A 24,597-nucleotide genomic window follows, 5' to 3' on the forward strand; every position below is an offset into this window, starting at 1 on the left:
CGTCCGCTGGCGCGGACTCCCCGGGATATTTTCAGACCCAAAGAAGGATCAGTGCGCTTCGGCCCAGTTCTGTCCGCGTCCCGCATCGACGGTCAGCGGCACGGCGAGATCGACCGCCGGGAGAGCGGCGGATTCCATGACCTCGCGGGCTTTTTCGATGGTCTGGTCGACGTGGTCGTCGGGGACTTCGAAGAGCAGTTCGTCATGGACCTGCAGCAGCATGCGGGCGGGCAGATCTTTCAGCGCGGCGGGCATCCGGGTCATGGCGCGGCGGATCACGTCGGCGGCGGTGCCCTGGATCGGGGCGTTGATCGCGGCGCGGCGGGCGAAGCCGGCATGCGGACCCTTGGCGTTGATCTCGGGCGTGTGGATGCGGCGACCGAACAGGGTTTGCACGTAGCCATTGTCCTTGGCGAACTGGATGGTGTCATCCATGTAAGCGCGGATGCCGGGGAAGCGTTCGAAATAGCGGTCGATAAAGCCCTGCGCCTCGGCCCTTGGGATGCGCAGGTTGCGGGCGAGGCCGAAGCCGGAGATGCCGTAGATCACGCCGAAGTTGATCGCCTTGGCCTGACGGCGGATGTCGGGGGTCATTTCATCGAGCGGCACGTCGAACATTTCCGACGCGGTGAGCGCGTGGATGTCGATGCCGTCGGCAAAGGCCTGTTTGAGTTCCGGTATGTCAGCGATATGGGCGAGGATGCGCAGCTCGATCTGGGAATAGTCGAGCGAGAGCAGGGTGTTGCCCGGCTCGGCGATGAAGGCTTCGCGGATGCGGCGGCCTTCTTCGGAGCGGACCGGGATGTTTTGCAGGTTGGGCTCGTTGGAGGAGAGGCGCCCGGTGTTGGCGCCGGTGATGGAATAGGAGGTGTGGACGCGGCCGGTGTCGGCGTTGATGTGGTTCTGCAGCGCGTCCGTATAGGTCGATTTCAGCTTTTGCAGCTGGCGGTAATCAAGCACTCGGGCGGGGAAATCATGCAAGGTCGCGAGGTCTTCGAGCACATCGGCGGGGGTGGACCACTGGCCGGTCTTGGTTTTCTTGCCGCCCTCGAGGCTCATCTCTTCGAAAAGGATCGCGCCGACCTGCGCCGGGGATTGCACGTTGAATTCGTGACCGGCAAGGTCGTAGAGTTCGGCCTCGAGCCCGGCCATTTTCTGCGAAAAGGCGTTGGACATGCGCGAGAGTGTGTCGCGGTCGACCTTGATTCCGTGCATCTCCATCTGCGCGAGCACCGGCACCATCGGGCGTTCCATGGTCTCGTAGACGGTGGTGACGCGGGCGCGGTGCAGCTGCGGTTTGAAGGTCTGCCAGAGGCGCAGGGTGATATCCGCGTCCTCGGCCGCGTAGGGGGTGGCATCCTCGATCGGGACCTTGTCGAAGGTGATCGCCGATTTGCCGGTGCCGAGCAGCGGTTTGATCGGGATCGGCGTGTGGTTGAGATAGCGTTCGGAGAGGACATCCATGCCGTGGTTATGTTCGCCCGCGTGCAGCGCGTAGGACATGAGCATGGTGTCGTCGATCGGCGCGATGTCGATGCCGTTGCGGGCAAAGATCTTGGCGTCGTATTTCATGTTCTGGCCGATCTTGAGGATGGCGGGATCCTCGAGCACCGGTTTTAGCAGGTCGAGCGCCTCTTGCAGGGGGATCTGGCCGTCGAGCAGCCCATCGGAGCCGAAGAGATCACCGGCCTTCCCATCCTTGTGGGTCAGCGGGATGTAGCAGGCATGGCCGGGGTCGACGCAGAGCGAGATGCCGACCAGATCGGCGGTCATTTCATTGAGACCGGTGGTTTCGGTATCGACGGCGACGTGCCCGCGTTCGCGGATGCGCGCGATCCAGGTCTCCAGCGCGGCGGTGTCGGTCACGCAATCATGCTGGGCCTTGTCGAAGGCGGGCATTTCCGGTGCGTCCTCACCGGGTTGTTCGGCGGGCGGTTCGGGAATGGTTGGGGCCTCGACGTCGAGCTTGTCGGCGATGCGTTTGGTGAGCGTGCGGAATTCCATGCGGGTCAGGAACTCCATCAGCTTTTCAGCGTCCGGATCGCGGACTTCGAGATCGTCGAGGGTGAAGGTAAGCGGCGTCTCGCAGTCGAGCTGGACGAGCTTTTTCGACAGTTCGATCTGTTCTCGCATGTCGATGAGGGTCTGGCGGCGCTTGGGCTGCTTGATTTCCTCGGCACGGTCGAGAAGGGATTCGAGATCGCCGAATTCGTTAATCAGCAGCGCGGCGGTCTTGATGCCGATACCGGGCGCGCCGGGCACGTTATCGACCGAATCTCCGGCGAGGGCCTGCACGTCCACCACACGCTCGGGGAAGACACCGAATTTCTCGAAGACACCGTCACGGTCGATGCGCTTGTTCTTCATCGCGTCGAGCATTTCGACGCCGTCGCCGACCAGCTGCATCAGGTCCTTGTCGGAACTGATGATCGTCACCCGGCCGCCAAGGTCGCGGGCCTGGCAGGAGAGAGTGGCGATGATGTCGTCGGCCTCGTAGCCTTCCATTTCCTCGCAGGCGATGTTGAAAGCGATGGTGGCCTCGCGGGTCAGCGGGATCTGCGGGCGCAGGTCCTCGGGCATGGCTTCACGGTTGGCCTTGTACTGGTCGTACATGTCATTGCGGAACGTATGGCTGCCCTTGTCGAAGATCACCGCCACATGGGTCGGCGCATCGGGACCAGTGCTGTCTTCGACATAGCGTTGCAGCATGTTGCAAAAACCCGAGACCGCGCCGATGGGCAAGCCGTCTGATTTGCGGGTCAGCGGCGGCAGCGCATGATAGGCGCGGAAGATAAAGGCGGACCCGTCGATCAGGTGCAGATGGCATCCCTTGCCGAATTGCGTCTTGGTCACGTTGGCCCCCTTTGGTCGGTCATTGGCCGAGTTATCCCGTATCCGCGCGCGAGGGGCAATCGCTGATCTTGCGCATTTCGACGGCTTGCCGGGGGTGTTCGCGACACACGCTAGCTGGACCCTTGCCTTGGGGGCTTGCGCCGGGCCGCGGGACGCGGTCACTTGGCAGGGTAAGACAACGCGCGGGATGCAAAGATGGAAGCGGTGGACAAGACCCGGATCATGAAGGCGGTGGATGCGCTTTTCGACGAGGAGGTCGCGTTTCTGGCGGAGCTGACCTCGCACCCGTCGACGCGGGGCAATGAGCAGAGCGCACAGGATTTCATCGCGGGAGAGTTGGAAACGCGCGGCTACGAGGTCGACCGCTGGCAGGTGAAGGTCGAGGATATCCGCGACATGCCGGGGTTTTCGCCGGTGATCGGGAATTACGAGGATGCGGTGAACGTCGTGGGCACACGGCGGGCCAGTTCGGGCGGTGCCTCGCTGATTCTGAACGGGCATGTGGATGTGGTGCCCGAGGGGCCTCTCGACATGTGGGATACGCCGCCTTTCGAGCCACGCATCGACGACGGATGGATGTATGGGCGCGGCGCCGGGGACATGAAGGCGGGGATCGCGTCGAACCTTTTCGCGCTTGATGCGCTGCGTGATTGCGGAATGGGCCCGGCGGGGGACGTTTTCTTTCAATCGGTGGTCGAAGAGGAATGTACCGGAAACGGGGCGCTGGCCTGCCTGCAACGGGGCTATCGGGCGGATGCGGCGCTTATCCCGGAACCATTCGATGAAATGCTGGCCTGTGCGCAGCTTGGGGTGATCTGGTTTCAGGTGCATCTGAGGGGCATGCCGACCCATGCGGCTTATGCGGGCGAGGGGGCCAATGCCATCGAAGCGGCGATTCCGATCATCGCCGCCCTGCGCGAGATGGAGGAACGCTGGAACGGGGCCGAGCACCGGCATGGCGCCTACGAACATGTCCACCATCCGCTGAACCTGAATATCGGCAAGATCCAAGGCGGCGACTGGGCGAGTTCGGTGCCCGCTTGGTGCGTGCTGGACCTGCGGATGGGAATCTTTCCCGGTCAGGATATCGAGAGTTGCAAGGCCGAGATCGAGACGGTCATTCGTGAGGCCGCGCAGAAAAACGCATTTCTTCGCAACAGCTTGCCGGATGTGATTTATCACGGCTTCCATGCCGAGGGCTATGCGCTGGGCGACGATGGCAGCGAGAGGGCGAAACGCGCGATCAGCGCGCTTGAGGCCGCGCATGACGGGGTGAATGGGACGGCATTGAAACAGGTGCCGCTGACCGCAACGACCGATGCCCGGTTCTTTGGTCTTTACGCGGATACGCCTGCGTTGGTCTACGGTCCGGCTTCCGAGGCGATCCACGGTTTCAACGAGCGCGTCGACCTGGAAAGTCTGCGGCGTGTGACCCAGGCCACCGCGCTCTTCATCGCGAACTGGTGCGGGCTGGAGCGCCTTTAAAAAGCCTTTAGCGTGCGATGGGAATGTCACACTGATGGGGGAAAGGATTTTGCGTCTTCACCCTAGGAGTGGGGTTTATATAACGAAGATTAAGTCCTTTTCCCGGCGTTATTTTCCCGGATTTCGAGGTTGTTCAGTTTGAGATTCGATACACGAACGGCGAATGTCGGCATCCTGATCGTCTGTGTTCTGACGACGCTTGGGGTTTATCGCTTTGTGTCGGATCAGCGTACCTTTGGAGCGAGGGAAGATTTCGCCGCGATTACGGCCTATCATCGGGATGCATTGCAGAACCGGATGAATTCGTGTCGCTCGGCTCTTGCCGGGCTTGCAGGGTTGTTTTCCGGCTCACAAACGGTCGAACGGGATGACCTGCGACGCTTTATGTCCGAGATGGCGATCCGGAACTACCTGCCGGGTATTCTTGGCCTTGGGTATATCGAACAGGTAGCGCGCGAAGATCTCGATGCATTCATCGCCGAGGCGGCAGCGCATGGGCAGCCGAACCTGCAGGTCCATCCGGACACGGGGGCCGATCCGCTTTTCATCGTCAAGTATATCGAACCGCAGGACGAGAATTCGGATGCCATCGGACTTGATCTGAATTTCGACGAAACCCGCAGCAAAACGGCGGTGATCGCCCGCGATACAGGGACGCCCCTGCTGACGCCGAGCCTGCAACTGGTGCAGGATGGGATCGGCAAGCCGGGTTTCCTGTTGCTGATGCCGTTATACTGGCCGGATCTGGAGACGAACACGCAGGACCAGCGGCGTGCCGCGTTTCGTGGCTGGGTTTATATGCCGTTCATCGGGGAGAATTTTCTTTCCGGTTTGACGAGCCTTGAACATCACGAGTTCGAGTTCCGCGTTTTCGAGAGTTCTGTCGTGGCGCCGGAGCATCTGATCTATGACTCGGCCCCCGAGGGGTTCGACCGGGAGGCGGCAAGGTTCCGGGAGGTCGAGCTGATCGAGGCCTTTGGCCGGACATGGACGATCGAATGGTCGAGCAGCCAGAACTACGAGGCGACCCAGACCGACCATTTCGATCTGATCATCCTGTTGGCGGGGCTGGTGCTTACTTCGCTTATCGGCTTCCTCCTGTGGACGATCTCGCGGCGGGAACAGGTGATTACGCAGCAAGTCATCGAGAAGACCCATGCGCTGAAGACCCGCGAAGAGGAAAACCGGGCGATCATCGAGAACGCTGTTGTCGGCTTTGTTACCATCGATGGCGACCATCGGGTGATCCGCTGCAACGAGATCGCTTGCAAGATCATGAGTAAATCCCGGACCGAAGTGTCCGGTGCCAAGATTGTGGATGTCGTCCCCGAACTCGAAACCGTGCCGGAAGCGGACGAGATCCAGAATGTTCCGGTCGAAAACGGCGCGCGGATACTGGGCGTTGGCAAGAGTCATTGGAAAACCGCCGAAGGCGCAGATCGCACGACATTCATCCTGCGCGACATCACCGCGCTTGAACGCGCGCATGAACAGGTGGCGGAAACCGAACGGCGCTGGGATCTGGCGCTGCGTGGGGCTGAAATCGGGGTTTTCGACATTAATCTCGAAACCGGTAAATCCGCTGTCTCGGCAAGCTGGCGACGGCTGATGCAGATTGATGATGGAATCCCAAACGAATCCCTGCAGGAGCATTTCATGTCCAGGGTTCATCCCGACGATCTGCCCGCGCTGCTCGCCTCTGATCAAGCCTGTATCAAGGGTGAGACTGACCGGTCGCTGTCACTTTACCGGCTGAAGCCCCCTGAGGGGAGCTGGCGTTGGATGCGGTCGGACGCGGCCGTGGTTGATCGCGATGTCAAAGGACGGGCGATGCGGCTTGTCGGGGCGCAGACCGATGTGACCGAGGAGCTTCTTGCGCAGGCATCGCTACGCAGCAGCGAGGAAAGGTTCCGGCTGATCTTTTCCAGCGCGCCTATCGGCAACGCGGTGATCGACGTGAATGGCCATTTCACGATGGTGAACGAAGCGCTCTGTCAGATGGTCGGCTACAAGAAGGACGAGATGGAGGGCGGGCGCAATTTCGTCCACCTGATCTCGCGCGAGGATTCCGAGCGGATCATTCCGGAGGTCGCGCGTCTGAAGGCCAGCGGGGCGCATTCCTTTGAAACGGAATGCCAGATCATCCGTAAGGACGGGTCGAGGTTCTGGGGGATGGTCGATGTTGGCTGGACCCATGACGACCAGATCGACGAGGACATCTATATCATGCAGATTGGTGACATCACCGAGAAGAAGCATGTGGAAAAGATCAAGAGCGAGTTCGTTGCGACGGTGAGCCACGAGCTGCGCACACCGCTGACGGCAATCCGCGGGGCCTTGGGATTGCTTGAGGCATCGACCGCGGACTACATCGCCCCGCCAGCCAAACGACTTTTGGACATGGCGCAGTCCAACGCGGAACGGCTGATCGGGCTCGTCAGCGATATTCTTGACATGGAGCAGATTGAATCCGGTCGGATGACTTTCAATTTTTCCGAAGAAATGGTTTCGGAGGTCATGAAGGATGCCGAAAGCCAGATGCTTTGCTACGCGGACAATCTGGGCGTTACCCTGCAATTCGACCCGCCGGAAGAGGACTGCACCATCTGGACCGATACCGCGCGGATCGCGCAGGTCTTTGATAACCTCATTTCAAATGCGTGCAAGTTTTCGGAGAGCAAAGGCACGGTTTACGTCAAGGGCGAGGTCCGGGGCGAAGACGTGCTGTTTTCAGTGCGCAACCGGGGCCGCGGCGTGCCGGATTCCTTCCGTACCAAGATCTTCCAGCCGTTTTCGCAGGTCGATAGCACAGACACCCGTGAAAAGGGGGGGACGGGTCTTGGGTTGAGTATCTGCAAGCGGATGATCAACCACATGGGCGGCGAGATCGGCTATGACAGCGAGCTTGGCGAAGAGACGGTTTTCTGGTTCACAATGCCACGCTATCTGAGAGATTCTCAAAATGATAACGGTGCGCTTGCCTCTACGGCAGCGAATGGTTAGGAAATATTTGAGTAAGGGAGCGCAACTTTTGTAATCTCCGGCCGTCAGGTTTTATTGGATTGTTTTTGAACATTTCCAATTTTTGACATTATCTGGACCCCAAATTGCGCTCTTGGTCGGGTAGTCCGGCTCAAAGACAATTGATCGGTTATATTTGGTTTGTTGGTCTCCGAGCATAAGAAAGTGACGGTGAAGAAATCACCGGCCGCCGCAGAGGACAGGGGCAGGAATCACATGAACTTTTCCAAGTTCGTCCCCGGACAAGGCGCCGCCATTCTGGCTGCTGCCCTGTCTATCCTTGCAGGCAGCGGCGCATTTGCACCGGAGGCTAAATTTTGGAGCAAACAAACGGGTAGCGTGTTTACGGCTATCTTTTTAGTGAGCATATGAAGCGCATGCATGCGAATCACGAAAACTCATCGTACACATCAAAAATGTTGATGGATATTGCGGCTTTGGACCAGCATGCGATGATCCAGATCACCGATTTGCAAGCGAAGATCATCGAAGTAAATGACTGCCTCCTATCGGCTACCGGGTTTTCGAGTTCAGACCTGATCGGCCAATCGGCAAGCTCGCTTTATCATGAGCGTGACAGGCCGAAGGCCTTTGAGATTCGCGACAAGATCAATGACGGTCAGGCCTGGACGGGCGAGATGCGTCTGTTGCGCAAGGACGGATCGGTGATGTGGACGCAGGCTACTATCGTGCCGCGCCGCGACTCCGAGGGCGCGCTGGTTGGCGCGATTTCGATCCGGAGCGATATCTCGGAAAGCAAGTTCGCGGATCATCATAACGATCTGACGACAACGCTGCACAAGCTGTCTGATGAAGTCTACATGATCGATTCAGATACGTTTTCGTTCACCTATATGAACGAAGCAGCAATGCGGCGTGCCAAGACGAACGAGTCGGGCTATGAAAACTGGAACCTGCGCAAGGTGTTCAGTGAGAAGGATTTCGATGGTTTTGTGCAACGCATTGCGCCGCTGCTCGACGGCAAGACGGACCAGGTCCATTACGATGCCGTCCTGTTTAAAGTTCCCTATGAGCTGAGGCTACAATTATACAAGGCGCCCGCCGGGAAACGCATTATCGTCGCCATTCTTCGGGACAAGACCGAACAGGCCGAGATTGAGCGCGTGCGTGCAGAATTGCTCGCCACGATCAGCCACGAGCTGCGCACGCCGATGACGTCGATCAAGGGCGCCATGGGGCTTTTGCTGTCGAACGCGGCTGGTGAGTTGCCGGAGAAAGCGCGCGGCATGCTGAGCATCGCCTATCGCAACGCGGACCGGCTGGTGATGATCATCAACGACATCCTCGATATCGAGAAGATCGCCGCTGGCCAGATGGATTTCGACATGCAGGTCATGCCGCTGGTCGTGGTGGTCGAGGAAGCGATCGCCGCGAATGAACAATTTGCCAACCGTTTCGATGTATCGGTTTCCTTGATGGAAGCGGACCGCGATGCGACGGCCAGTTTTGATTTCGGGCGGACGCTGCAGGTTCTGACGAACCTCTTGTCCAACGCGGCCAAGTTCTCGCCTCCGGGCGGCCGTGTCGAAGTGGCGATGAAGCGGGTCAATGACCGGATGCGGATCAGCGTACGCGATTTTGGCGAAGGGATCGACGAGGCCGCGCAGGCCAGTATTTTCGAGCGGTTCACGCAGGCGGCCTCGGGGTCACGCCGCGGAGTTGCGAGCACGGGGCTTGGGCTAAACATTGCCCGTGCGATCATGGACGAGCAAAACGGGTCGATCGATTTCGTCAGCCGACTGGGCGAAGGCTCGACGTTTTTTGTTGAGTTCCCGCTGGTCGAAGTCGGGTCGATTTACGACGCCGATGAACGGGACGGGGATAAGCAGGTGGAAGGCGCTTAACGATGCTTAGATTAATGCATGTCGAAGACGACGAGGATATCCGGGAAGTTGCCAAGATGGCGCTGGAGTTTTCGGGACAATTCGAGATCATTCAATGCCCGTCGGGGGAGGAAGCCATCGAACGGGCACCCGAGTTCAAACCCGAAGTGCTTCTTCTGGACGTGATGATGCCGGGCATGAGTGGTCCGACGACCTTGCAGCATCTGCGTAAGATCGAGGGCTTGCAGGACACGCCTGCCATCTTCATGACCGCGCGGGCGCAACCTTCGGAGATCGAGGAATTGAAGGCGCAGTCGGCTTTGACGGTCGTGGTGAAACCCTTTGATCCGATCACCCTTGGCGATCAGATCATGGCGGCGCTTCGCGGCTGACGGGATTTCAGTCCAACGAAAAAGGCGCGCCGTTTAACTGGCGCGCCTTTTTCGTTTGGGGGCGGGATCAGGCGTATTTCGCCTGCGCCACCGGCCAATCTTCGAGCGCTTCTTCGGCTATAGCGAAAAAGCGGCCCAGGTCGATGAACACCTGCTCAAGATCGGGTGTCCCTTTTTTCATCAGTCCGACGATATTGTTTTCACAGGTGCGGGCCATGTCGCCCAATTCCTGAAGGCCGAGCGTTCCGGCCGTACCCGCGATCTTGTGCAGGATGCCCTGGCTCTGGTCGAGCGCTTCCATGTCGAGCGAGTCTTCGTCCATCTCGGCAAAGAATTCCTCAAGCTCGTTGAGGCGGTCGGGAAGCATGTCGAGGAAACGTGCGCGGATGCGGCCGATTCCCGGGATCATCTGTTCATCCATCATTTCAGCCTGCCCGTTCAGCCAGCCAGTAGCTTTCTTGTGCTTTCTCGCGGCGCAGCGCTTCTTCCTCGGCGCTGGCATGGGCATCGATAACCGCGTCGATCGCATTGCGACCGGCACGCCAGATCAGGCGGTGCGCCTCACCCGGGCAGACACGGAAATCAAGCTTTCGGCCATCGCAGAAATGCAAATCCATCTGGTGGATCTGAAGGTTGATCGCATCGGTCAGATTGTTCAGATCCGGGCGGTAACCGTTTTCGACAACGCAGACAAAAGTGCCATTCCCGGCATAAGCGATCAGGAATTGCTGCGGCTTGAGGCAATCCGAGATCGCCTCGGACGTATCAGTGATCAGGCATTCAAACCCGAAAGGTGTGCTTTCGCGATAGAGTTGCTCGATCCGGCGGATAGAGAAGGCAAAGACGGTCGAGCCGAAAAGCGAGCCACGCGAGAGCTGCGTGATGTAGTTTTCAAATGCGAAATAGTCGATGACCCCGTCCACATCCATGATCGTGACAGGTTCGTTCAGGGAGACCTTGACCGGTTCCTGCGGGATGTCGTTGCGGCTGACGGCAAAGATCTTCTTAGCCGCGCCGTCGGTGGTGATCAGCCTGTCTTCGGCGCTTTTGATGCGGAATTTCAGTTCCGTGATGTCGAAAGGCTTGGTGACATAGTCGGTGGCGCCGGCGGTGAAGGCATTGTCAATATAGGCCTTGTCCGACATGGCGGTGATCATGAGGATCGGCGTGGCGACGTAGCGATCCATAAGACGAAGCCGCGAACAGAGCTGGATACCGTCCATTTCGGGCATCTGGATGTCGAGCAGGAAACAGTCGAAAGGTTCGCAAGCAGGATCTTTGACGATTTCCAGCGCCGCCAGAGCAGAGTCTGCGGTCGTTATGTCGTGATCGCCAAAAGTAGCGAGAAGCTCGGCGAGCAGTTCGAGGATGATCGGATCGTCATCTACTGCCAGTACACGCATTTTTAGCCTCGTTCCCTTGCCTTGAAAGCAAATTCTGATTTCTGGACAGTAGCTTCTGCCCGTTTGTCACCCGCGATTCTCTTTTCTGAATACAGGCCGTTGCTTTATTTCTACAAAACATTGAGGCGCGAATGTGGCGGGCGATTGGGCTTTTAAAGAAGCAATTCAGCTAAAAGTGACGAATCACTTCACCTGCTTTGATTCGCGTCGGATTCGATGAACCAGAATTTCAAAGTAAATTGACTGGAGAAACTGGCGCGCCTTAAAATTTAGGGTTTTCAGCTAGTTACAAAAAGAGACGAGGCGCCGGATAATCCATCCGATCGCAATGCCCGCAATACAACCAAGGCAATCAATTGCGAAGTCGCCGAATTCGCGATCGCGTCCGACAAAGGGCTGGATCAATTCAATTGCCCCGCCAAAAGCAACGATCATCGGGACTATCCACACCATCCGTCGTGGTGCAAGAATCGCTGTTGGCAGGGTCAGAACCAGGAAGGCCTGAAAGTGGTTGGCCTTGTCGTTGCCGGGCAAGCTCGGGATTTCGGGTGCGGGGCTGAGGGTGCCATAGGCGATCCCCAGCGCCAGGATCAACGTCATGGCCATCGCCGCAGGTTCGATAAGGCTGGAAACACCCGTTCTGGCAATATTTTTGGGCGGCACAGCAGGCGTTGTCCTTTGGTCTTGAATTCGTTGCGATAACAACGCGGCCTTTATCGGAAATGCAAGGTGCGGAAAATGCGCGACGCGAATTTTCAGGAGTGGCGGCCTGCGCTGACGGGTTTTGCGGCAGAACCCCGCCACGCGTGGTAGATCCGCGAAAGATGTGTCCGGACGTGGGTGGCCAAGGCGAGGACCAGCAATGTGCCTGAGCCGGCTCCCATATAGAAAAGAAGTGCTGTAACCAGTCCATATCCGCTGAGCAGGGCCCAGCCTGCTGACAGAAATGCGGCTGCCATGGCGGCTATGATCATACCTAAGACCACTCGAACGTCTCCCGACGCGAAGCTGATTTCAACGACGCGAAGCTGATTTCAACACGGCCCGTTTCGCGTTGGACAAGTGAGCCCCAAGTTCGTTACCGACGCGTTAACGATAAATTTTTAGTATTTGGTTTGGCGGAAAATGGCTGATTCGCTGCGAGTGGATTGACATGCATGCATATAGTAAGTATGCACCTTAATTAAGATTCGAGGAGGGGATCATGTCCGAACAATTGGGAACGCTCGAAGAGCTGCCGGAGGATTACCGCAACGATATGGCAAGCGCGGGCGTCGCGCCGCTGTGGCCGATGATGCGGAACGTGCTGCCGCATGGCGCACCGAAACCAGTAACGCGCCCGGGTCACTGGACGTATGACTCGTTACGTCCTCTTCTGCTGCGCGCCGGTGAATTGACCCCGGTCGAAAAGGCCGAGCGCCGCGTGCTGGTCCTGTCGGACCCCGGTCGCGGAACAGGCGCGATGCAGGCGACGTCTTCGATCTACCTTGGCATGCAGCTCTTGCTGCCCGGAGAGACCGCCCCAGCGCACCGCCACACTCCGTCGGCTGCGCGCATAATTGTCGAGGGCGAGGGTGGCTTTACCGTGGTCGATGGCGAAAAGCTTCCCATGGAAAACGGTGATCTGGTGCTGACACCCGGTGGTGACTGGCACGATCATGGTCATGAAGGCAGCGAGCCGGTGGTCTGGCTCGACGCGCTTGATCTGCCGCTTTTCGTATATCTCGAAGGGTCTTACGCCGAGGAAGCCCCCTTGCAGGCGCAGCGCAACCGGCCCGATGCCAGCGAGGTTGAATATCGCGCCGCAGGTCTGGCTCCATCGCGGCGGCTGGACAGCACGGTGCGACGCTATCCGATGATGCGTTACCCCTGGGCGCGGACAGAAGCGGCGCTTCGCGAAATGGCACGGTGGGGTGACGATGGCATTGCCGAGGTCGATTACATCAATCCCGAAACCGGGCAGGACGTTTTGCCGACGATGGGGTTCACCGCGATGATGCTGGAGGCCGGGCAGAGTGATGCGCCGCCGCTGCGGTCCACCTCGGCTGCCTTCCACGTGATCAAGGGGTCGGGGAAAACGGTGGTAAACGGTGAAGAAATCAGCTGGGGTCCCAAGGACACCTTTACGGCGCCAGTCTTTGCGGACATCACCCATCATGCCGACAGCGAGGCGTTTCTGGTTCGTATCCACGACCGTCCGCTGCAGGAGAAACTTGGATACTATGAGGAGCGCGCCAAATGAGTGAGCTTTTGTTCGACCTGCCAAAACCCGTGACCATTCCGGTCAAAGGCGAAACGGCAGAATACCCTATTGGCCGGATTTTTTGCGTCGGGCGTAACTATGCCGCCCATGCTGCGGAAATGGGGTTCGAGGTCGACCGCGAGGCGCCGTTCTATTTCACCAAGTCGCCGGCCAACGCGGTGCTGACCGGGGCGACCATGCCTTACCCGCCGGGCACGAAGAACTTTCATTATGAAATGGAACTGGTGATGGCAATCGGCGCGCCGGTGTTCCGGGCCAGCAAGGAAGAGGCCGAGGCGGCGATCTATGCCTTTGGCTGCGGGCTCGACATGACGCGGCGGGATCTTCAGATTGCATCGCGCGAAAAGCAGCGGCCTTGGGATCTGGGCAAGGATGTCGAGGACAGTGCCGTTTTCTCGCCGCTGACCAAGGCCGGTGACCTGTCCGAAATGGACAGCAAGCGTATCCATCTTGAGGTGAACGGCGAGGTCAAGCAGGACGCGACGCTGGCCGAGCTGATCTGGAAGCTGGACGAGATCATCATGGATCTTTCCAAATTCTATCACCTGCGCCCCGGCGACGTGATCATGACGGGCACGCCTGCGGGTGTTGGTCCGGTTGTGGCGGGCGACAAGATCACCGGCGGTATCGACGGTCTGGACACGATCAGCCTGACGCTGAGCGACGCGGAATAACGGCGACCCGCCGCTGGGCGGGTCATTTCAACGTGAGTTACTGACCCCGATGCCCGGGGAAAGCGTTCGTCCGTGAAAAAGGGCGAGGGAGGAAGTCATGTCCAACGATCAGATCCTTGTGGCCGGTGGTGGTATTGGCGGTTTGGCGACGGCGATTGGCCTTGCCCAGAAAGGCTTTTCGGTGCTGGTGCTGGAAAAGGCCGCGCAGCTTGGCGAGATCGGTGCGGGCATCCAGCTTGGGCCGAACGCCTTTCATGCTTTCGACTACCTTGGTGTCGGGGAAACCGCCCGCGAGATGGCGGTTTATATCGACAATCTTCGCCTTATGGATGCGCTGAGTGGTGAGGAGATCACCCGCATTCCGCTGGATGAGGCGTTTCGCAAACGGATGGGCAACCCATATGCAGTTGTGCATCGGGGCGACCTGCACGGGGTGTTCCTGCGGGCCTGTGAAAATCATCCCAAGGTCGAGCTGCGCACGAACAGCGGCGTCGAGTCCTATGATCAGGACGGCAATCAGGTGACGGCGATCCTGTCGGACGGGAGCCGTGTGACCGGCTGCATGCTGATCGGGGCCGACGGGCTTTGGTCGAACATCCGCAAGCAGATGCTGAATGACGGCGCGCCGCGTGTGTCGGGCCACACCACCTATCGCTCGGTCATTCCTACTGAACAAATGCCGGAGGATCTGCGCTGGAATGCGGCGACGCTCTGGGCCGGGCCGAAATGCCATATCGTGCACTACCCGCTCAAGGGCTGGAAGATGTTCAATCTTGTCGTGACCTATCACAATGACGCGCCCGAACCGGTCGCGGGCAAACCGGTGAGCCATGACGAGGTGCGGCGTGGGTTTGAGCACGTGGCGCCGATTGCCAAGCAAATCATCGACAAGGGCAACGACTGGAAGCTGTGGGTTCTTTGCGACCGCGATCCGGTGATGAACTGGGTCGACGGGCGCGTGGCGCTGCTGGGGGATGCGGCTCATCCAATGTTGCAATATTTTGCGCAAGGGGCCTGCATGGCGATGGAGGATGCTGTCTGCCTGTCACACCTGATGAGCGAGGGTGACGGAAATATCGAAGCCACTCTGGCGGCCTATCAGGATAAACGTCGCTTGCGCACCGCGCGGGTGCAGCTACAGTCGCGGGAGATTGGGCAGCATGTCTACCATCCAGCAGGTGCCCATGCAGAGCTGCGAAATGCTGTCATGAACGCGCGTTCGCCCGATGAATGGTACGATCAGATCGATTGGCTGTATGGCAGTACGGGGCTTGAAGGTGCCATTTCCGCAGAAACCCGGACCCAAAGATAGATATACGACATAACAAACTTGCCGAATCAGCGGTTTTTATGCCAAGCCGTTGGTAAGGCCTGCTTGCAATATATCTCCGTTACGGCAGTATATTGCATAAGTACAGGTCTAAAGGGAGGAAATTTATGACAAAACGTAGAACGCTTTTGGGCGCGATGGGCGGCGTAGCACTTGCAGCTCTGGCGACCGGTTTCATGGGCACGGCGGCGCTGGCTCAGGAAGTTACCTTGAAAATGCACCACTTCCTGCCGCAGCAGGCAAACGTCCCTAAGGACGTTCTGGAAGTCTGGGCGAAGAATGTCGAAGAAGGTTCGGACGGCCGGATCAAGGTTGACATCTACCCGTCCATGCAGCTGGGCGGCAAGCCGCCAGAGCTGATGGACCAGGTGATCGACGGCGTTGCTGACGTGGTGTGGACCGTGGTCGGCTACACGCCGGGCCGCTTCCCCAGCACCGAGGTGTTCGAGTTGCCCTTTATGATGACCAACGCGCGGGCGATGAGCCAAGCCTATTGGGAAATCTTCGAGGAAGACCTGAAGGACACCGAATTTCAGGATGTTCATATCCTCGGCACATGGGTGCACGGGCCGGGCATGATCCACTCCAAGGATCCGGTGAATTCGCCCGAGGATCTGCAGGGCATGAAGATCCGCGGCGGTTCGCGCTCGGTCAACATGCTGCTCACCGAACTGGGCGCAACGCCGGTCGGGATGCCGGTTCCGGCCGTTTCCGAGGGGCTGTCCAAGGGTGTGATCGACGGTACCACCATTCCGTGGGAAGTGACGCCGGCGCTGAAGGTGTCGGAGCTGGTGCACAACCACACCGAATTCGACGGCAAGGCGCTCTATGTTCTGACCTTTGTTCTGGCGATGAACAAGCAGAAGTACGAAAGCCTGCCCGACGATCTGAAAAAGGTCATCGACGACAATTCCGGCGTTGAATTCTCGATCTTTGCTGGTGGCACGCAGGCGGATGCCGATGGCCCCGCACGCCAGATCGCTGTCGATCTTGGCAACAACATCATCACCGTATCCGAAGAAGATGCGGCGGCCTGGGAAGAAGCGGCCCAGCCCGTGTACGATGCATGGCTGTCCGACATGGAAAGCAAGGGCAAGGATGGGCAGGCGCTGCTCGAGAAAGCCCGGATGCTGATCGACAAATACACTGACTAAATACATCTGAGAGGGCGCGGCGAGATCAGCCGCGCCCTTTCTGTCATTGGGACGGGGATGGGACATGAAGACCTTGATGACGGGACTTTCCCGCTTCATGGCGATTCTGGGCGGCATCGTCCTGAGTTTGCTGATCATTCTTACATGCGTATCGATTGCCGGGCGCCTGCTAAACGGGTTCTTCCACGGTAACTTCATGCAATCGGTGGCACCGGGTTTTGCCGACTGGGCCATTGGCGCCGGGGTCGGCCCGATCACCGGGGATTTCGAACTGGTCGAGGCCGGGGTGGCTTTTGCGATCTTTGCCTTTATCCCGCTGTGCCAAATTACCGCGAGCCATGCATCGGTCGATATCTTTGCCAACATGATGGGCCCCCGGGTCAACCGTTTCCTGCGGGCGGTTATCGAGGTGGTCTTTGCCGCGACGCTCGTGCTGATCGCCTGGCGGCTTTACGAAGGCATGCTGTCTAAGATGAGCTATGGGGAAACCAGCTTTCTTTTGCAGTTCAAGGTCTGGTGGGCCTATGCGGCGAGCCTGTTCGGCGCGGTCGTGTCGGCCCTCGTCAGCATCTACGTCGCCTTCGTGCGTATCTATGAATTTCTGACCGGCAACATCGTCATCCGGGAAGGTGTGGAGGTTGCTGATGAGCACACTTGAAATCGGAATCTATTCCTTTCCGGCGCTGATGGTCCTGATCTTTCTGCGCGTGCCGATCGGGCTTGCAATGTTCCTTGTCGGGCTTGTCGGCCTGACCATCGTGACCGATGGCACCAATATGGCGTTCTCGCGCCTCAAGAACGAAACCTACACCACTTTCTCCAGCTATTCGCTGACCATCGTGCCCATGTTCCTGCTGATGGGGCATTTCGCGACTTTGGGCGGCATGAGCACGGCCCTGTTCAAAGCGGCCGAAGGGTTTCTTGGCCACCGCCGCGGCGGCGTCGCGATGGCGGCGATCGGTGCCTGCGCGGGCTTCGGTGCGATCTGCGGGTCTTCGCTTGCCACGGCGGCGACGATGGGCCGGGTCGCTCTGCCCGAGCTGAAAAAATACGGCTATGAGGGCGGGTTTTCGACCGCTACACTGGCCGCTGGCGGGACACTGGGTATCCTGATCCCGCCCTCGGTTGTACTCGTCATCTATGCGATCCTGACCGAGCAGAACATCGCCAAGCTTTTCCTTGCGGCCTTTATCCCGGGTATTCTTGCAGCGATCGGCTATGTCATCGCAATTTCAATCTACGTTCGACTAAACCCGGAATCCGCGGGTACGCGTCCGCCGGTCCCAATGGCCGACCGGTTCCGCGGGCTGGTCGATGTCTGGCCGGTTCTGCTTGTCTTTGGCCTCGTCGTCGGCGGGATCTACCTTGGCTGGTTCACTCCAACCGAAGGAGCTGCCGTGGGGGCTGCCGGGACCGGGGTGATCGCCCTGCTGAACGGCGGGTTGACGTGGAAGACCCTGATCGAGAGCTTCTTTGTCACCGGGAAATCCACCGCGATGATCTTTTTCATCGTGCTGGGCGCCGGGTTTTATAACGGCTTCCTCGCTTTGACGCAGGTGCCGCAGGAACTGTCGAACTACGTGGTCAGCCAGGGGTTCAGCCCGCTGACGGTCCTCTCGCTGATCCTTGTCTTTTACCTTGTCTTCGGGTGCCTGATGGACAGCCTGTCGATGATCCTGCTGACGGTCCCGATCTTTTTCCCGGTGATCTCGGTGCTGGATTTCGGCATGTCGGCCGAGCATGTGGCGATCTGGTTCGGCATTCTGGTGCTGATCGTTGTCGAGGTGGGGCTGATAACGCCGCCGGTGGGGATGAACCTGTTCATCATCAACTCGATGGATCCGAAGACTCCGATCCTCGAGACCTACAAGGCGGTGATCTTCTTTGTCGGGTCGGATCTTGTTCGGGTGGTCCTGCTGGTCGCATTTCCGGCGATCACATTGTTCTTGATCCCGTAGAAATAAATCTTTCCGGCATAACTGTTACTAGATATAACAGTTATGCCTTATAACGGATTTGCAGTTGGGGAGGCCGCAATGACACAACCATTCCTGAAGGTCGAAGTGGACGGGGGCATCGCGACCCTCACAATGGACCGCCCGGCCAAGCGCAATGCCATGTCCGACGGGCTGCTGGCCGAGCTCGACGCATTCTTCAGCAATCCGCCCGAAGGTGTGCGTTGCGTGGTGCTGACCGGAAGCGGCGGGCACTATTGCTCGGGCCTCGATCTGAGCGAGCATGTGGCGCGCGATGCCGAGCAAACCATGCGCCATTCACGCAACTGGCATCAGGTGATGGATCGTATCCAGTACGGGGGCCTGCCTATTGTGTCGGCGATGACGGGCGCGGTGATTGGCGGCGGGCTTGAGCTGGCCACGGCGACCCATGTGCGCATTGCCGAGCCTTCTTGCATTTTTCAGCTTCCCGAAGGGCGGCGCGGCATTTTTGTGGGCGGCGGCGCGACGGTTCGCGTCGGCCGCATCCTTGGCGCCGACCGGATGATCGAGATGATGCTGACCGGGCGCAAATACGGTGCCGACGAGGGCAAGGCGCTGGGTCTGGCGCATTATTCGGTGGGAGAGGGTGAGTCCCTGCCGCTGGCTTATGAGCTTGCCAACAAGATCGCAGAGAATGCCTCGCTGTCGAATTACATCATGGTTCAGGGTATTTCCCGGATCGAGGACATGGCCAAGGCGGACGGGTTCTTTGCCGAAAGCCTGTGCGCGGCCATCGCGCAGACCAGCCCGGATGCGGTCGAGGGGCTTGCGGCATTCCTGGAAAAACGCCAGCCGAGTTTCCGCTAGGATCATGGCGAACAGGGCGGATCCTGCGCTCAAGGCGGGCTCTGGTCACGAGCCCTCCCGGGACGCAACCCTGCGCAGTTTCACGGGCTATTCGATGAAACGCGCCTTTCACGCTATTCAGGCGGACCTCAAGGACGTGCTTGAACCTTTCGGCCTTAGGATGCTCACGTTCTCGGCGCTTGTCGTGATCGTGGACAATCCGGGTCTGCGGCAGGCTGAGCTTGCCGATGCGCTGGTGATCGAACGTCCCAACATGGTGCTGATCGTGGATCAGCTGGTTGCGGCCGGGCTGATCAGCCGGGCCCCCGCCGAGGGAGACAGGCGGGCCTATGCGTTGCGGCCGACAGAGGAAGGCTGTGCGCTTTACCAGCGAGCGACGGCGGCGGTGCGGGCGCATGATGATCGCATGACAAAGAATTTGGATGAGGAGAAACGGCAGCTTCTGGTCTCGGCCCTTGGCCTGATCGAAGCTGTTCAGTGGGAGGAAGACGACAATGGAGAACGGTCCTGAATACCGGCACCATAAAGTAAATCGCACGGACCAGCCCGACGGGAGCATCCTGCTGACCTCTGGCTATGAAATGTCGCCCGTGGTCGAGACCACCGGCGACTGGCTGCACCATTGGGCAGAGAAAAGCCCGGATCACGTGTTCCTCGCGGAAAGAAGCGGCCCCGGCTGGCGCGAGGTTTCCTATCAGTCGGCGCTTGAGCAGGTGCGTGCGCTTGGCGCGGCGCTGATTGCGCGGGGACTGAACAAGGATACGCCGATCCTTATCCTTTCAGGCAACGGTGTCGATCACGGGTTGCTGGCCCTTGCCGCGCAATACGTGGGTATTCCCGCGGTTCCGGTGGCCGAGCAGTATTCGCTCATTCCCGGGGCGCAGGCGCAGCTGTTGCACATTCTCGAGGTGATCGACCCGGCGATGATCTATGCAGTGGATGGCCAGAAATTCGCCGGTTCGCTTGGCATGGATGAAATGGCAGGCCGGTCCGTCGTTGTCAGCCGCAATGCGGGTGCGGGTCAGACACTGTTGGACGATCTACTGCGGGCCGACAGCTCGGACGTGGATGCCGCCCATGCCGGGGTTGGTCCGGACAGTGTTGTCAAGATCCTGATGACCTCTGGTTCGACTTCGAGTCCCAAGGGGGTGATGACGACCCATCGGATGATGTGTGCGAACCAGACCCAGCTTGCCGATGCGCTGCCATTCCTGCGGGAACGTCCGCCCCGGATCGTAGACTGGCTGCCGTGGAACCATGTTTTTGGAGGGTCTCATAATTTCAACATGATGCTGGCAAATGGCGGCAGCCTCTATATCGACGAAGGCAAACCGGCGAAGGGTCTGATCGACCGGACAATCGAGAACCTTGGCCTGATGAGCAGCACACTGGCATTCAACGTGCCGGTCGGGTTCGCAATGCTGCGCGACGCGATGAAGCAGGACAAGGCGCTGCGCGAGACCTATTTCCGCGAGCTGGACATGATCTTTTACGCGGGCGCCTCGCTGCCGCAGGATGTCTGGCGCGATCTTGAGGATATGGCGCGCGAGGTGCGGGGTCAGGTGCCACTTATGAATACCTCGTGGGGGCTGACCGAAACCGGTCCTGCCTCGCTTATCCAGCACGAACCGACGGATCGTTCCGGCATCGTTGGCGTGCCGCTGACCGGCGTGACGATCAAGCTGCTGCCGAACGAGGAAAACCGTTACGAGGTGCGCGTCAAGGGGCCGAATGTGATGGCGGGCTATCACAACGCCCAAGACAAGACGCAGGAAGCCTTTGATGAAGAAGGCTTTTTCCGGACCGGCGACGCGATGGGTTTTGTCGACCCCGAAGATATGAGCAAGGGGATGCGCTTTGATGGGCGGATTTCCGAGGACTTCAAGTTGTTGACCGGCACATGGGTGCGGGCGGCGCAATTGCGGATGGATGCGTTGGCAGCGCTGACACCGCTGGCCGCTGATCTCGTGGTAACCGGCGAGGGCCGTGGGCAGGTGGGCGTCATGATCGTGCCAGGGGCGGAACTGGCGGCGTCTGGTGCGCTGCGTGACGACAATGGCGTTTTTACCGGAGATATATTGCACACTCAGATCGGAGAGAGGCTTGCCGAATTGGCCAAAACCGCAGCGGGTCAGTCGAACCGCATAAGCCGGGCCGTGGTCCTGTCCGAGCCACCCTCGATTGCCGACGGAGAGATTACGGCAAAGGGCAACCTCAACTTCCGCAAGATCATGATGCGCCGCAAGGCCTTGCTGGACCGGCTTTATGATGACGAGGATCAGGCGGTCATCCGGGTATAGACGTCATTTGTCCCGGTGAACCGTCGCAAAGCTCCAAGAAAGTTTATGCAGTATATTGCCAAATATAGGCATTATGTTGCATAAGCGCTGAGAGGAGATATTGTTCCGCATATCCGAGTCGCGCAGGACGCGTTGCGAGGAAAGCGGTGCGCAGAGCGGGGAGGTTCCTATGTCACCATCGGGCAATGCGGCGGTCTATTTCGTGGATCGTCATCTGGACGAAGGCCGCGCCGAAAAGGTCGCCTTTCGCGAGGCGGACGGCGCACAGCGCAGCCTGACCTACGGCGACCTCGCGCGGGAAACTTCGCTTTTTGCCGGGGCTCTGGGCAAGCATGGCGTGCGACGCGAAGAGCGTGTCGCCATGATCGTGCGGGACCAGATCGAATTCCCCGTTGTTTTCTGGGGTTCGATCAAGGCCGGGGCCATCCCGGTACCGTTGAACACGCTCTTGTCGAGCGGCATCTACGAAGAGATTCTGAACGACAGCCGCGCTACGGTGCTTGTGGTGTCGGAACAGCTTTGGGAGGTTGTTGCACCAGCTGTCGCAGACAACAAGTTTCTGCGCGCGGTGGTCGTGATAGGCGACGCGCCCGAAGGAACGATTAGCTTTGACGATTTCACGACGGACGCCGAACCCGTCGAAGCGGTCGAGGCCAACGAGGACGAATTGGCTTTCTGGCTGTATTCTTCGGGGTCGACCGGGTCGCCCAAAGGGGTGCGCCACGTTCATTCCTCGCTGAAAGCCACGGTTGATACATTCGGCGCGCAGATTCTGGGCATTACCGAGCAGGACACGGTGTTCTCTGTCGCCAAGATGTTCTTTGCCTATGGTCTGGGCAACGCGATTTCCTTCCCGATGTCCGTCGGCGCGACCACGGTTATCTTCGGCGGACGTCCGACGCCCGACGCAGTTTTCGAGGTGATGGCAAAGGAACGGCCCACCATTTTTTGCGGCGTCCCAACGCTTTACGCTGCCCTCGTCGCGGCACAGGAAAAGGCGGGTGGGCAGCCGGATCATTGCGTGCGGCTGTGCACCTCGGCCGGTGAGGCGCTACCGCGTGAGATTGGCGAGCGCTGGGAAAAGCTTTGGGCGGCGCCGATTGTCGATGGTGTCGGGTCTACCGAGATGCTGCACATCTTCCTGTCAAATTCGCCCGGTGACATCGTTTATGGCACCTCTGGCAAAGCCGTGCCGGGCTATGAGGTGCGTCTTGTCGATGAGCATGACGAAGATGTCGGCGTGGGCGAAGTCGGTGAATTGCTGGTGCGTGGGCCGTCCTCGGCGGACGGGTACTGGAACCGCCGTCACAAGTCGCGTTCCACCTTTGAAGGGCACTGGACACGGACAGGTGACAAGTACGAGCTGACCGAAGGCGGGCGCTATGTCTACTGCGGTCGGACGGATGACATGTTCAAGGTGTCCGGCATCTGGGTATCCCCGTTCGAGGTCGAGCAGGCGTTGGTGGAACACCCCGCTGTGCTGGAGGCCGCCGTCGTGCCATGGTCTGACGAGAAGGGGCTGGAAAAACCGAAAGCCTACGTGGTGCTAAAGGACAGCAGCGCGGAATTGGGTGATCTGAAAGAGTTCGTGAAGGAAAAGATCGGCATGTGGAAGTATCCGCGCTGGGTCGATATCGTTGACGAACTTCCCAAGACGGCGACCGGCAAGATCCAGCGATTCAAATTGAGGGAGCCCGCGTGATGACACTCGAATGGTCCGAAAACCCCAAGACGCCGCTGACCGTTGACGGCAAGCAGCTTGAGTATTTCGCGCTGGGTCCCTCGCCGGATAAGGCGCCAACCATCGTCTTGTTGCACGAAGGTCTGGGCTGCGCCGCGCTATGGCGCGATTTTCCGGCGAAACTGGCCCAGGCAACGGGCATGGGCGTTTTCGTCTATTCACGTCTTGGCTATGGCCAGTCGGATGCTGCGGAGCTGCCTAAGCCACTGGATTTCATGACGCGCGAGGCAGTTGAAGTGCTGCCGCAGGTGCTTGATCAGATGGGGTTCGAGCGCGGCATCCTGATGGGCCATAGCGACGGGGCGACCATTGCCGCGATCTATGCGGGGAGCGTTGCGGACCTGCGGGTGCGTGGTCTGGTCCTGATGGCACCGCATTTCTTTACCGAACCGGCGGGGCTCGAGTCGATCCGCGAGACGAAGAAAACGTTCGAGACGACCGATATGGCCCAGAAAATGGCCAAGTATCACAAGAACCCCGAGATCGCGTTCAAAGGGTGGAACGATGTCTGGCTCGATCCAAAGTTCGAGAGCTGGAACGTTGCTGAGGTGATCGACTACCTCCGTATTCCGACGCTGGCGATACAGGGGCGTGACGATCAGTACGGAACGCTTGCCCAGATCGAAGAGATCGAAAACCGGGCCTATTCGCCTGTTGATACGGTCGTTCTGGACGGTTGCCAGCATGCGCCGCATCTGGAGCAGACCGAAGCGGTTTTGGCCGCAGTGAGCGAATTCGCGACGCGGCTTGAGCGGATCGAGGCGGCCGAGGTTGAAACGGCCTGAGGATATTCCGTTTCCGCCCCATGCTTACGTGCCGGGGCGGAACGAGCGCCACGATGAATCGCTGTTCGAGGCGTTTCATGCGTCGGTTCAGCCCGGGATGAGCCCTGAGGAACTGGAGCAAACTCTGGCCTGGCGCGCGGGATGGCTTTTTGTGCGGCATGGCTATTTCTGGGAAGCGCACGAAGTTCTCGAGCCGGTCTGGATGACATTGGAGGACGGGCCGGAGCGGCAGTTCGTTCAGGGCGTTATTCAGACGGCGAATGCCGCGCTGAAGCTGGAGATGGACCGCCCGAACGCTGTCAGGCGGCTTTGTGATATCGCAGACGGACATCTGGATGCTTGCGGTGAAGTAGGTGCCATCATGGGTGTGCCGCTTTCCGAGGTGCGGCGGTTTATCAAAGAGACGCGCGGGAAAGCGAATCTCTCAGACGGGAAGTGTGCACTATAACGCACAATTCCGTACTAGGAAATTTGTCAGTGAACCGCTAACTAGCTGTAAAAAATGAAAACTTAGTCTGCACTATTTTGCATATATGGGGTTTACCTGA

At 59.1% G+C, this 24,597-nt stretch carries 21 protein-coding genes; 17 read left to right on the top strand and 4 right to left on the bottom strand.

Annotated features, from left to right (window positions below; all coding sequences use genetic code 11):
* Positions 1-48: 48 nt before the first annotated feature.
* A complete protein-coding gene (polA, locus tag ACU0FH_RS16165; protein ID WP_446195681.1) occupies positions 49-2,853 on the bottom strand; it encodes a DNA polymerase I in 2,805 nt (934 codons plus the stop codon).
* Positions 2,854-3,048: 195 nt separating this feature from the next.
* On the opposite strand from polA, the gene ACU0FH_RS16170 reads away from it, so the two are divergent.
* The 5 genes from ACU0FH_RS16170 (at position 3,049) to ACU0FH_RS16190 (ending at position 9,595) form a co-directional block, all read left to right on the top strand.
* Positions 3,049-4,338, top strand: a complete 1,290-nt coding sequence (locus tag ACU0FH_RS16170) for an ArgE/DapE family deacylase (RefSeq protein ID WP_446195682.1) — start codon at positions 3,049-3,051, stop codon at positions 4,336-4,338.
* Positions 4,339-4,476: 138 nt separating this feature from the next.
* The gene (locus ACU0FH_RS16175) at positions 4,477-7,341 is read left to right on the top strand and encodes a CHASE domain-containing protein (RefSeq protein WP_446195683.1); all 2,865 of its coding nucleotides are present in this window, start codon (positions 4,477-4,479) and stop codon (positions 7,339-7,341) included.
* A gap of 234 nt (positions 7,342-7,575) precedes the next feature.
* A complete protein-coding gene (locus tag ACU0FH_RS16180) occupies positions 7,576-7,731 on the top strand; it encodes a hypothetical protein (protein ID WP_446195684.1) in 156 nt (51 codons plus the stop codon).
* A gap of 44 nt (positions 7,732-7,775) precedes the next feature.
* Positions 7,776-9,224, top strand: a complete 1,449-nt coding sequence (locus tag ACU0FH_RS16185; protein ID WP_446195685.1) for a PAS domain-containing sensor histidine kinase — start codon at positions 7,776-7,778, stop codon at positions 9,222-9,224.
* Between the two features lie 2 nt (positions 9,225-9,226).
* Positions 9,227-9,595, top strand: coding sequence for a response regulator (locus ACU0FH_RS16190; RefSeq protein ID WP_446195686.1), 369 nt, complete (start codon positions 9,227-9,229; stop codon positions 9,593-9,595).
* A gap of 67 nt (positions 9,596-9,662) precedes the next feature.
* On the opposite strand, the gene ACU0FH_RS16195 is transcribed toward ACU0FH_RS16190, so the two are convergent.
* From ACU0FH_RS16195 to ACU0FH_RS16205, 3 genes are all read right to left on the bottom strand, one after another.
* A complete protein-coding gene (locus ACU0FH_RS16195; RefSeq protein WP_446195687.1) occupies positions 9,663-10,019 on the bottom strand; it encodes an Hpt domain-containing protein in 357 nt (118 codons plus the stop codon).
* A 1-nt stretch (position 10,020) separates the two neighbouring features.
* On the bottom strand, positions 10,021-10,998 hold the full coding sequence (locus ACU0FH_RS16200) for a response regulator (protein WP_446195688.1): 978 nt from the start codon (positions 10,996-10,998) through the stop codon (positions 10,021-10,023).
* Between the two features lie 282 nt (positions 10,999-11,280).
* Positions 11,281-11,802 carry a hypothetical protein gene (locus tag ACU0FH_RS16205; RefSeq protein WP_446195689.1) on the bottom strand — a complete coding sequence of 174 codons (522 nt, stop codon included), beginning with the start codon at positions 11,800-11,802 and terminating at the stop codon, positions 11,281-11,283.
* Positions 11,803-12,202: 400 nt separating this feature from the next.
* On the opposite strand from ACU0FH_RS16205, the gene ACU0FH_RS16210 reads away from it, so the two are divergent.
* From ACU0FH_RS16210 to ACU0FH_RS16265, 12 genes are all read left to right on the top strand, one after another.
* On the top strand, positions 12,203-13,240 hold the full coding sequence (locus ACU0FH_RS16210; RefSeq protein ID WP_446195690.1) for a cupin domain-containing protein: 1,038 nt from the start codon (positions 12,203-12,205) through the stop codon (positions 13,238-13,240).
* Positions 13,237-13,935 (top strand): fumarylacetoacetate hydrolase family protein, encoded by a 699-nt coding sequence (locus ACU0FH_RS16215; RefSeq protein ID WP_446195691.1) that lies wholly within the window; start codon positions 13,237-13,239, stop codon positions 13,933-13,935. The genes ACU0FH_RS16210 and ACU0FH_RS16215 overlap by 4 nt, the downstream gene beginning before the upstream one ends.
* A gap of 97 nt (positions 13,936-14,032) precedes the next feature.
* A complete protein-coding gene (locus tag ACU0FH_RS16220) occupies positions 14,033-15,247 on the top strand; it encodes a 3-hydroxybenzoate 6-monooxygenase (RefSeq protein WP_446195692.1) in 1,215 nt (404 codons plus the stop codon).
* Positions 15,248-15,372: 125 nt separating this feature from the next.
* Entirely contained in the window at positions 15,373-16,419 is a 1,047-nt protein-coding gene (locus ACU0FH_RS16225; protein ID WP_446195693.1) for a TRAP transporter substrate-binding protein, read from the top strand.
* 64 nt (positions 16,420-16,483) lie between these two features.
* Positions 16,484-17,077 (top strand): TRAP transporter small permease, encoded by a 594-nt coding sequence (locus tag ACU0FH_RS16230; RefSeq protein WP_446195694.1) that lies wholly within the window; start codon positions 16,484-16,486, stop codon positions 17,075-17,077.
* Positions 17,064-18,377 (top strand): TRAP transporter large permease, encoded by a 1,314-nt coding sequence (locus ACU0FH_RS16235; RefSeq protein WP_446195695.1) that lies wholly within the window; start codon positions 17,064-17,066, stop codon positions 18,375-18,377. The genes ACU0FH_RS16230 and ACU0FH_RS16235 overlap by 14 nt, the downstream gene beginning before the upstream one ends.
* Before the next feature lie 78 nt (positions 18,378-18,455).
* Positions 18,456-19,223, top strand: coding sequence for a crotonase/enoyl-CoA hydratase family protein (locus tag ACU0FH_RS16240; protein ID WP_446195696.1), 768 nt, complete (start codon positions 18,456-18,458; stop codon positions 19,221-19,223).
* A gap of 4 nt (positions 19,224-19,227) precedes the next feature.
* Complete coding sequence (locus tag ACU0FH_RS16245) at positions 19,228-19,734, top strand: MarR family winged helix-turn-helix transcriptional regulator (RefSeq protein ID WP_446195697.1); 507 nt, start codon at positions 19,228-19,230, stop codon at positions 19,732-19,734.
* Positions 19,718-21,523 (top strand): feruloyl-CoA synthase, encoded by a 1,806-nt coding sequence (locus ACU0FH_RS16250; RefSeq protein WP_446195698.1) that lies wholly within the window; start codon positions 19,718-19,720, stop codon positions 21,521-21,523. The genes ACU0FH_RS16245 and ACU0FH_RS16250 overlap by 17 nt, the downstream gene beginning before the upstream one ends.
* 169 nt (positions 21,524-21,692) lie before the next feature.
* Positions 21,693-23,225 carry a benzoate-CoA ligase family protein gene (locus ACU0FH_RS16255; RefSeq protein WP_446195699.1) on the top strand — a complete coding sequence of 511 codons (1,533 nt, stop codon included), beginning with the start codon at positions 21,693-21,695 and terminating at the stop codon, positions 23,223-23,225.
* Positions 23,225-24,049, top strand: coding sequence for an alpha/beta fold hydrolase (locus tag ACU0FH_RS16260; protein ID WP_446195700.1), 825 nt, complete (start codon positions 23,225-23,227; stop codon positions 24,047-24,049). The genes ACU0FH_RS16255 and ACU0FH_RS16260 overlap by 1 nt, the downstream gene beginning before the upstream one ends.
* Complete coding sequence (locus ACU0FH_RS16265; RefSeq protein WP_446195701.1) at positions 24,036-24,497, top strand: DUF309 domain-containing protein; 462 nt, start codon at positions 24,036-24,038, stop codon at positions 24,495-24,497. The genes ACU0FH_RS16260 and ACU0FH_RS16265 overlap by 14 nt, the downstream gene beginning before the upstream one ends.
* Positions 24,498-24,597: the final 100 nt, after the last annotated feature.

This window comes from Heliomarina sp., from assembly GCF_052826185.1.

Excerpts from the sequence above, each read along its gene's own strand:
- ACU0FH_RS16170 (WP_446195682.1), top strand. The coding sequence starts at position 3,049 with ATGGAAGCGGTGGACAAGACCCGGATCATGAAGGCGGTGGATGCGCTT.
- ACU0FH_RS16180 (WP_446195684.1), top strand. The coding sequence starts at position 7,576 with ATGAACTTTTCCAAGTTCGTCCCCGGACAAGGCGCCGCCATTCTGGCT.
- ACU0FH_RS16185 (WP_446195685.1), top strand. The coding sequence starts at position 7,776 with ATGTTGATGGATATTGCGGCTTTGGACCAGCATGCGATGATCCAGATC.
- ACU0FH_RS16190 (WP_446195686.1), top strand. The coding sequence starts at position 9,227 with ATGCTTAGATTAATGCATGTCGAAGACGACGAGGATATCCGGGAAGTT.
- ACU0FH_RS16195 (WP_446195687.1), bottom strand. The coding sequence starts at position 10,019 with ATGATGGATGAACAGATGATCCCGGGAATCGGCCGCATCCGCGCACGT.
- ACU0FH_RS16200 (WP_446195688.1), bottom strand. The coding sequence starts at position 10,998 with ATGCGTGTACTGGCAGTAGATGACGATCCGATCATCCTCGAACTGCTC.
- ACU0FH_RS16210 (WP_446195690.1), top strand. The coding sequence starts at position 12,203 with ATGTCCGAACAATTGGGAACGCTCGAAGAGCTGCCGGAGGATTACCGC.
- ACU0FH_RS16215 (WP_446195691.1), top strand. The coding sequence starts at position 13,237 with ATGAGTGAGCTTTTGTTCGACCTGCCAAAACCCGTGACCATTCCGGTC.
- ACU0FH_RS16220 (WP_446195692.1), top strand. The coding sequence starts at position 14,033 with ATGTCCAACGATCAGATCCTTGTGGCCGGTGGTGGTATTGGCGGTTTG.
- ACU0FH_RS16225 (WP_446195693.1), top strand. The coding sequence starts at position 15,373 with ATGACAAAACGTAGAACGCTTTTGGGCGCGATGGGCGGCGTAGCACTT.
- ACU0FH_RS16230 (WP_446195694.1), top strand. The coding sequence starts at position 16,484 with ATGAAGACCTTGATGACGGGACTTTCCCGCTTCATGGCGATTCTGGGC.
- ACU0FH_RS16235 (WP_446195695.1), top strand. The coding sequence starts at position 17,064 with ATGAGCACACTTGAAATCGGAATCTATTCCTTTCCGGCGCTGATGGTC.
- ACU0FH_RS16240 (WP_446195696.1), top strand. The coding sequence starts at position 18,456 with ATGACACAACCATTCCTGAAGGTCGAAGTGGACGGGGGCATCGCGACC.
- ACU0FH_RS16245 (WP_446195697.1), top strand. The coding sequence starts at position 19,228 with ATGGCGAACAGGGCGGATCCTGCGCTCAAGGCGGGCTCTGGTCACGAG.
- ACU0FH_RS16250 (WP_446195698.1), top strand. The coding sequence starts at position 19,718 with ATGGAGAACGGTCCTGAATACCGGCACCATAAAGTAAATCGCACGGAC.
- ACU0FH_RS16255 (WP_446195699.1), top strand. The coding sequence starts at position 21,693 with ATGTCACCATCGGGCAATGCGGCGGTCTATTTCGTGGATCGTCATCTG.
- ACU0FH_RS16260 (WP_446195700.1), top strand. The coding sequence starts at position 23,225 with ATGACACTCGAATGGTCCGAAAACCCCAAGACGCCGCTGACCGTTGAC.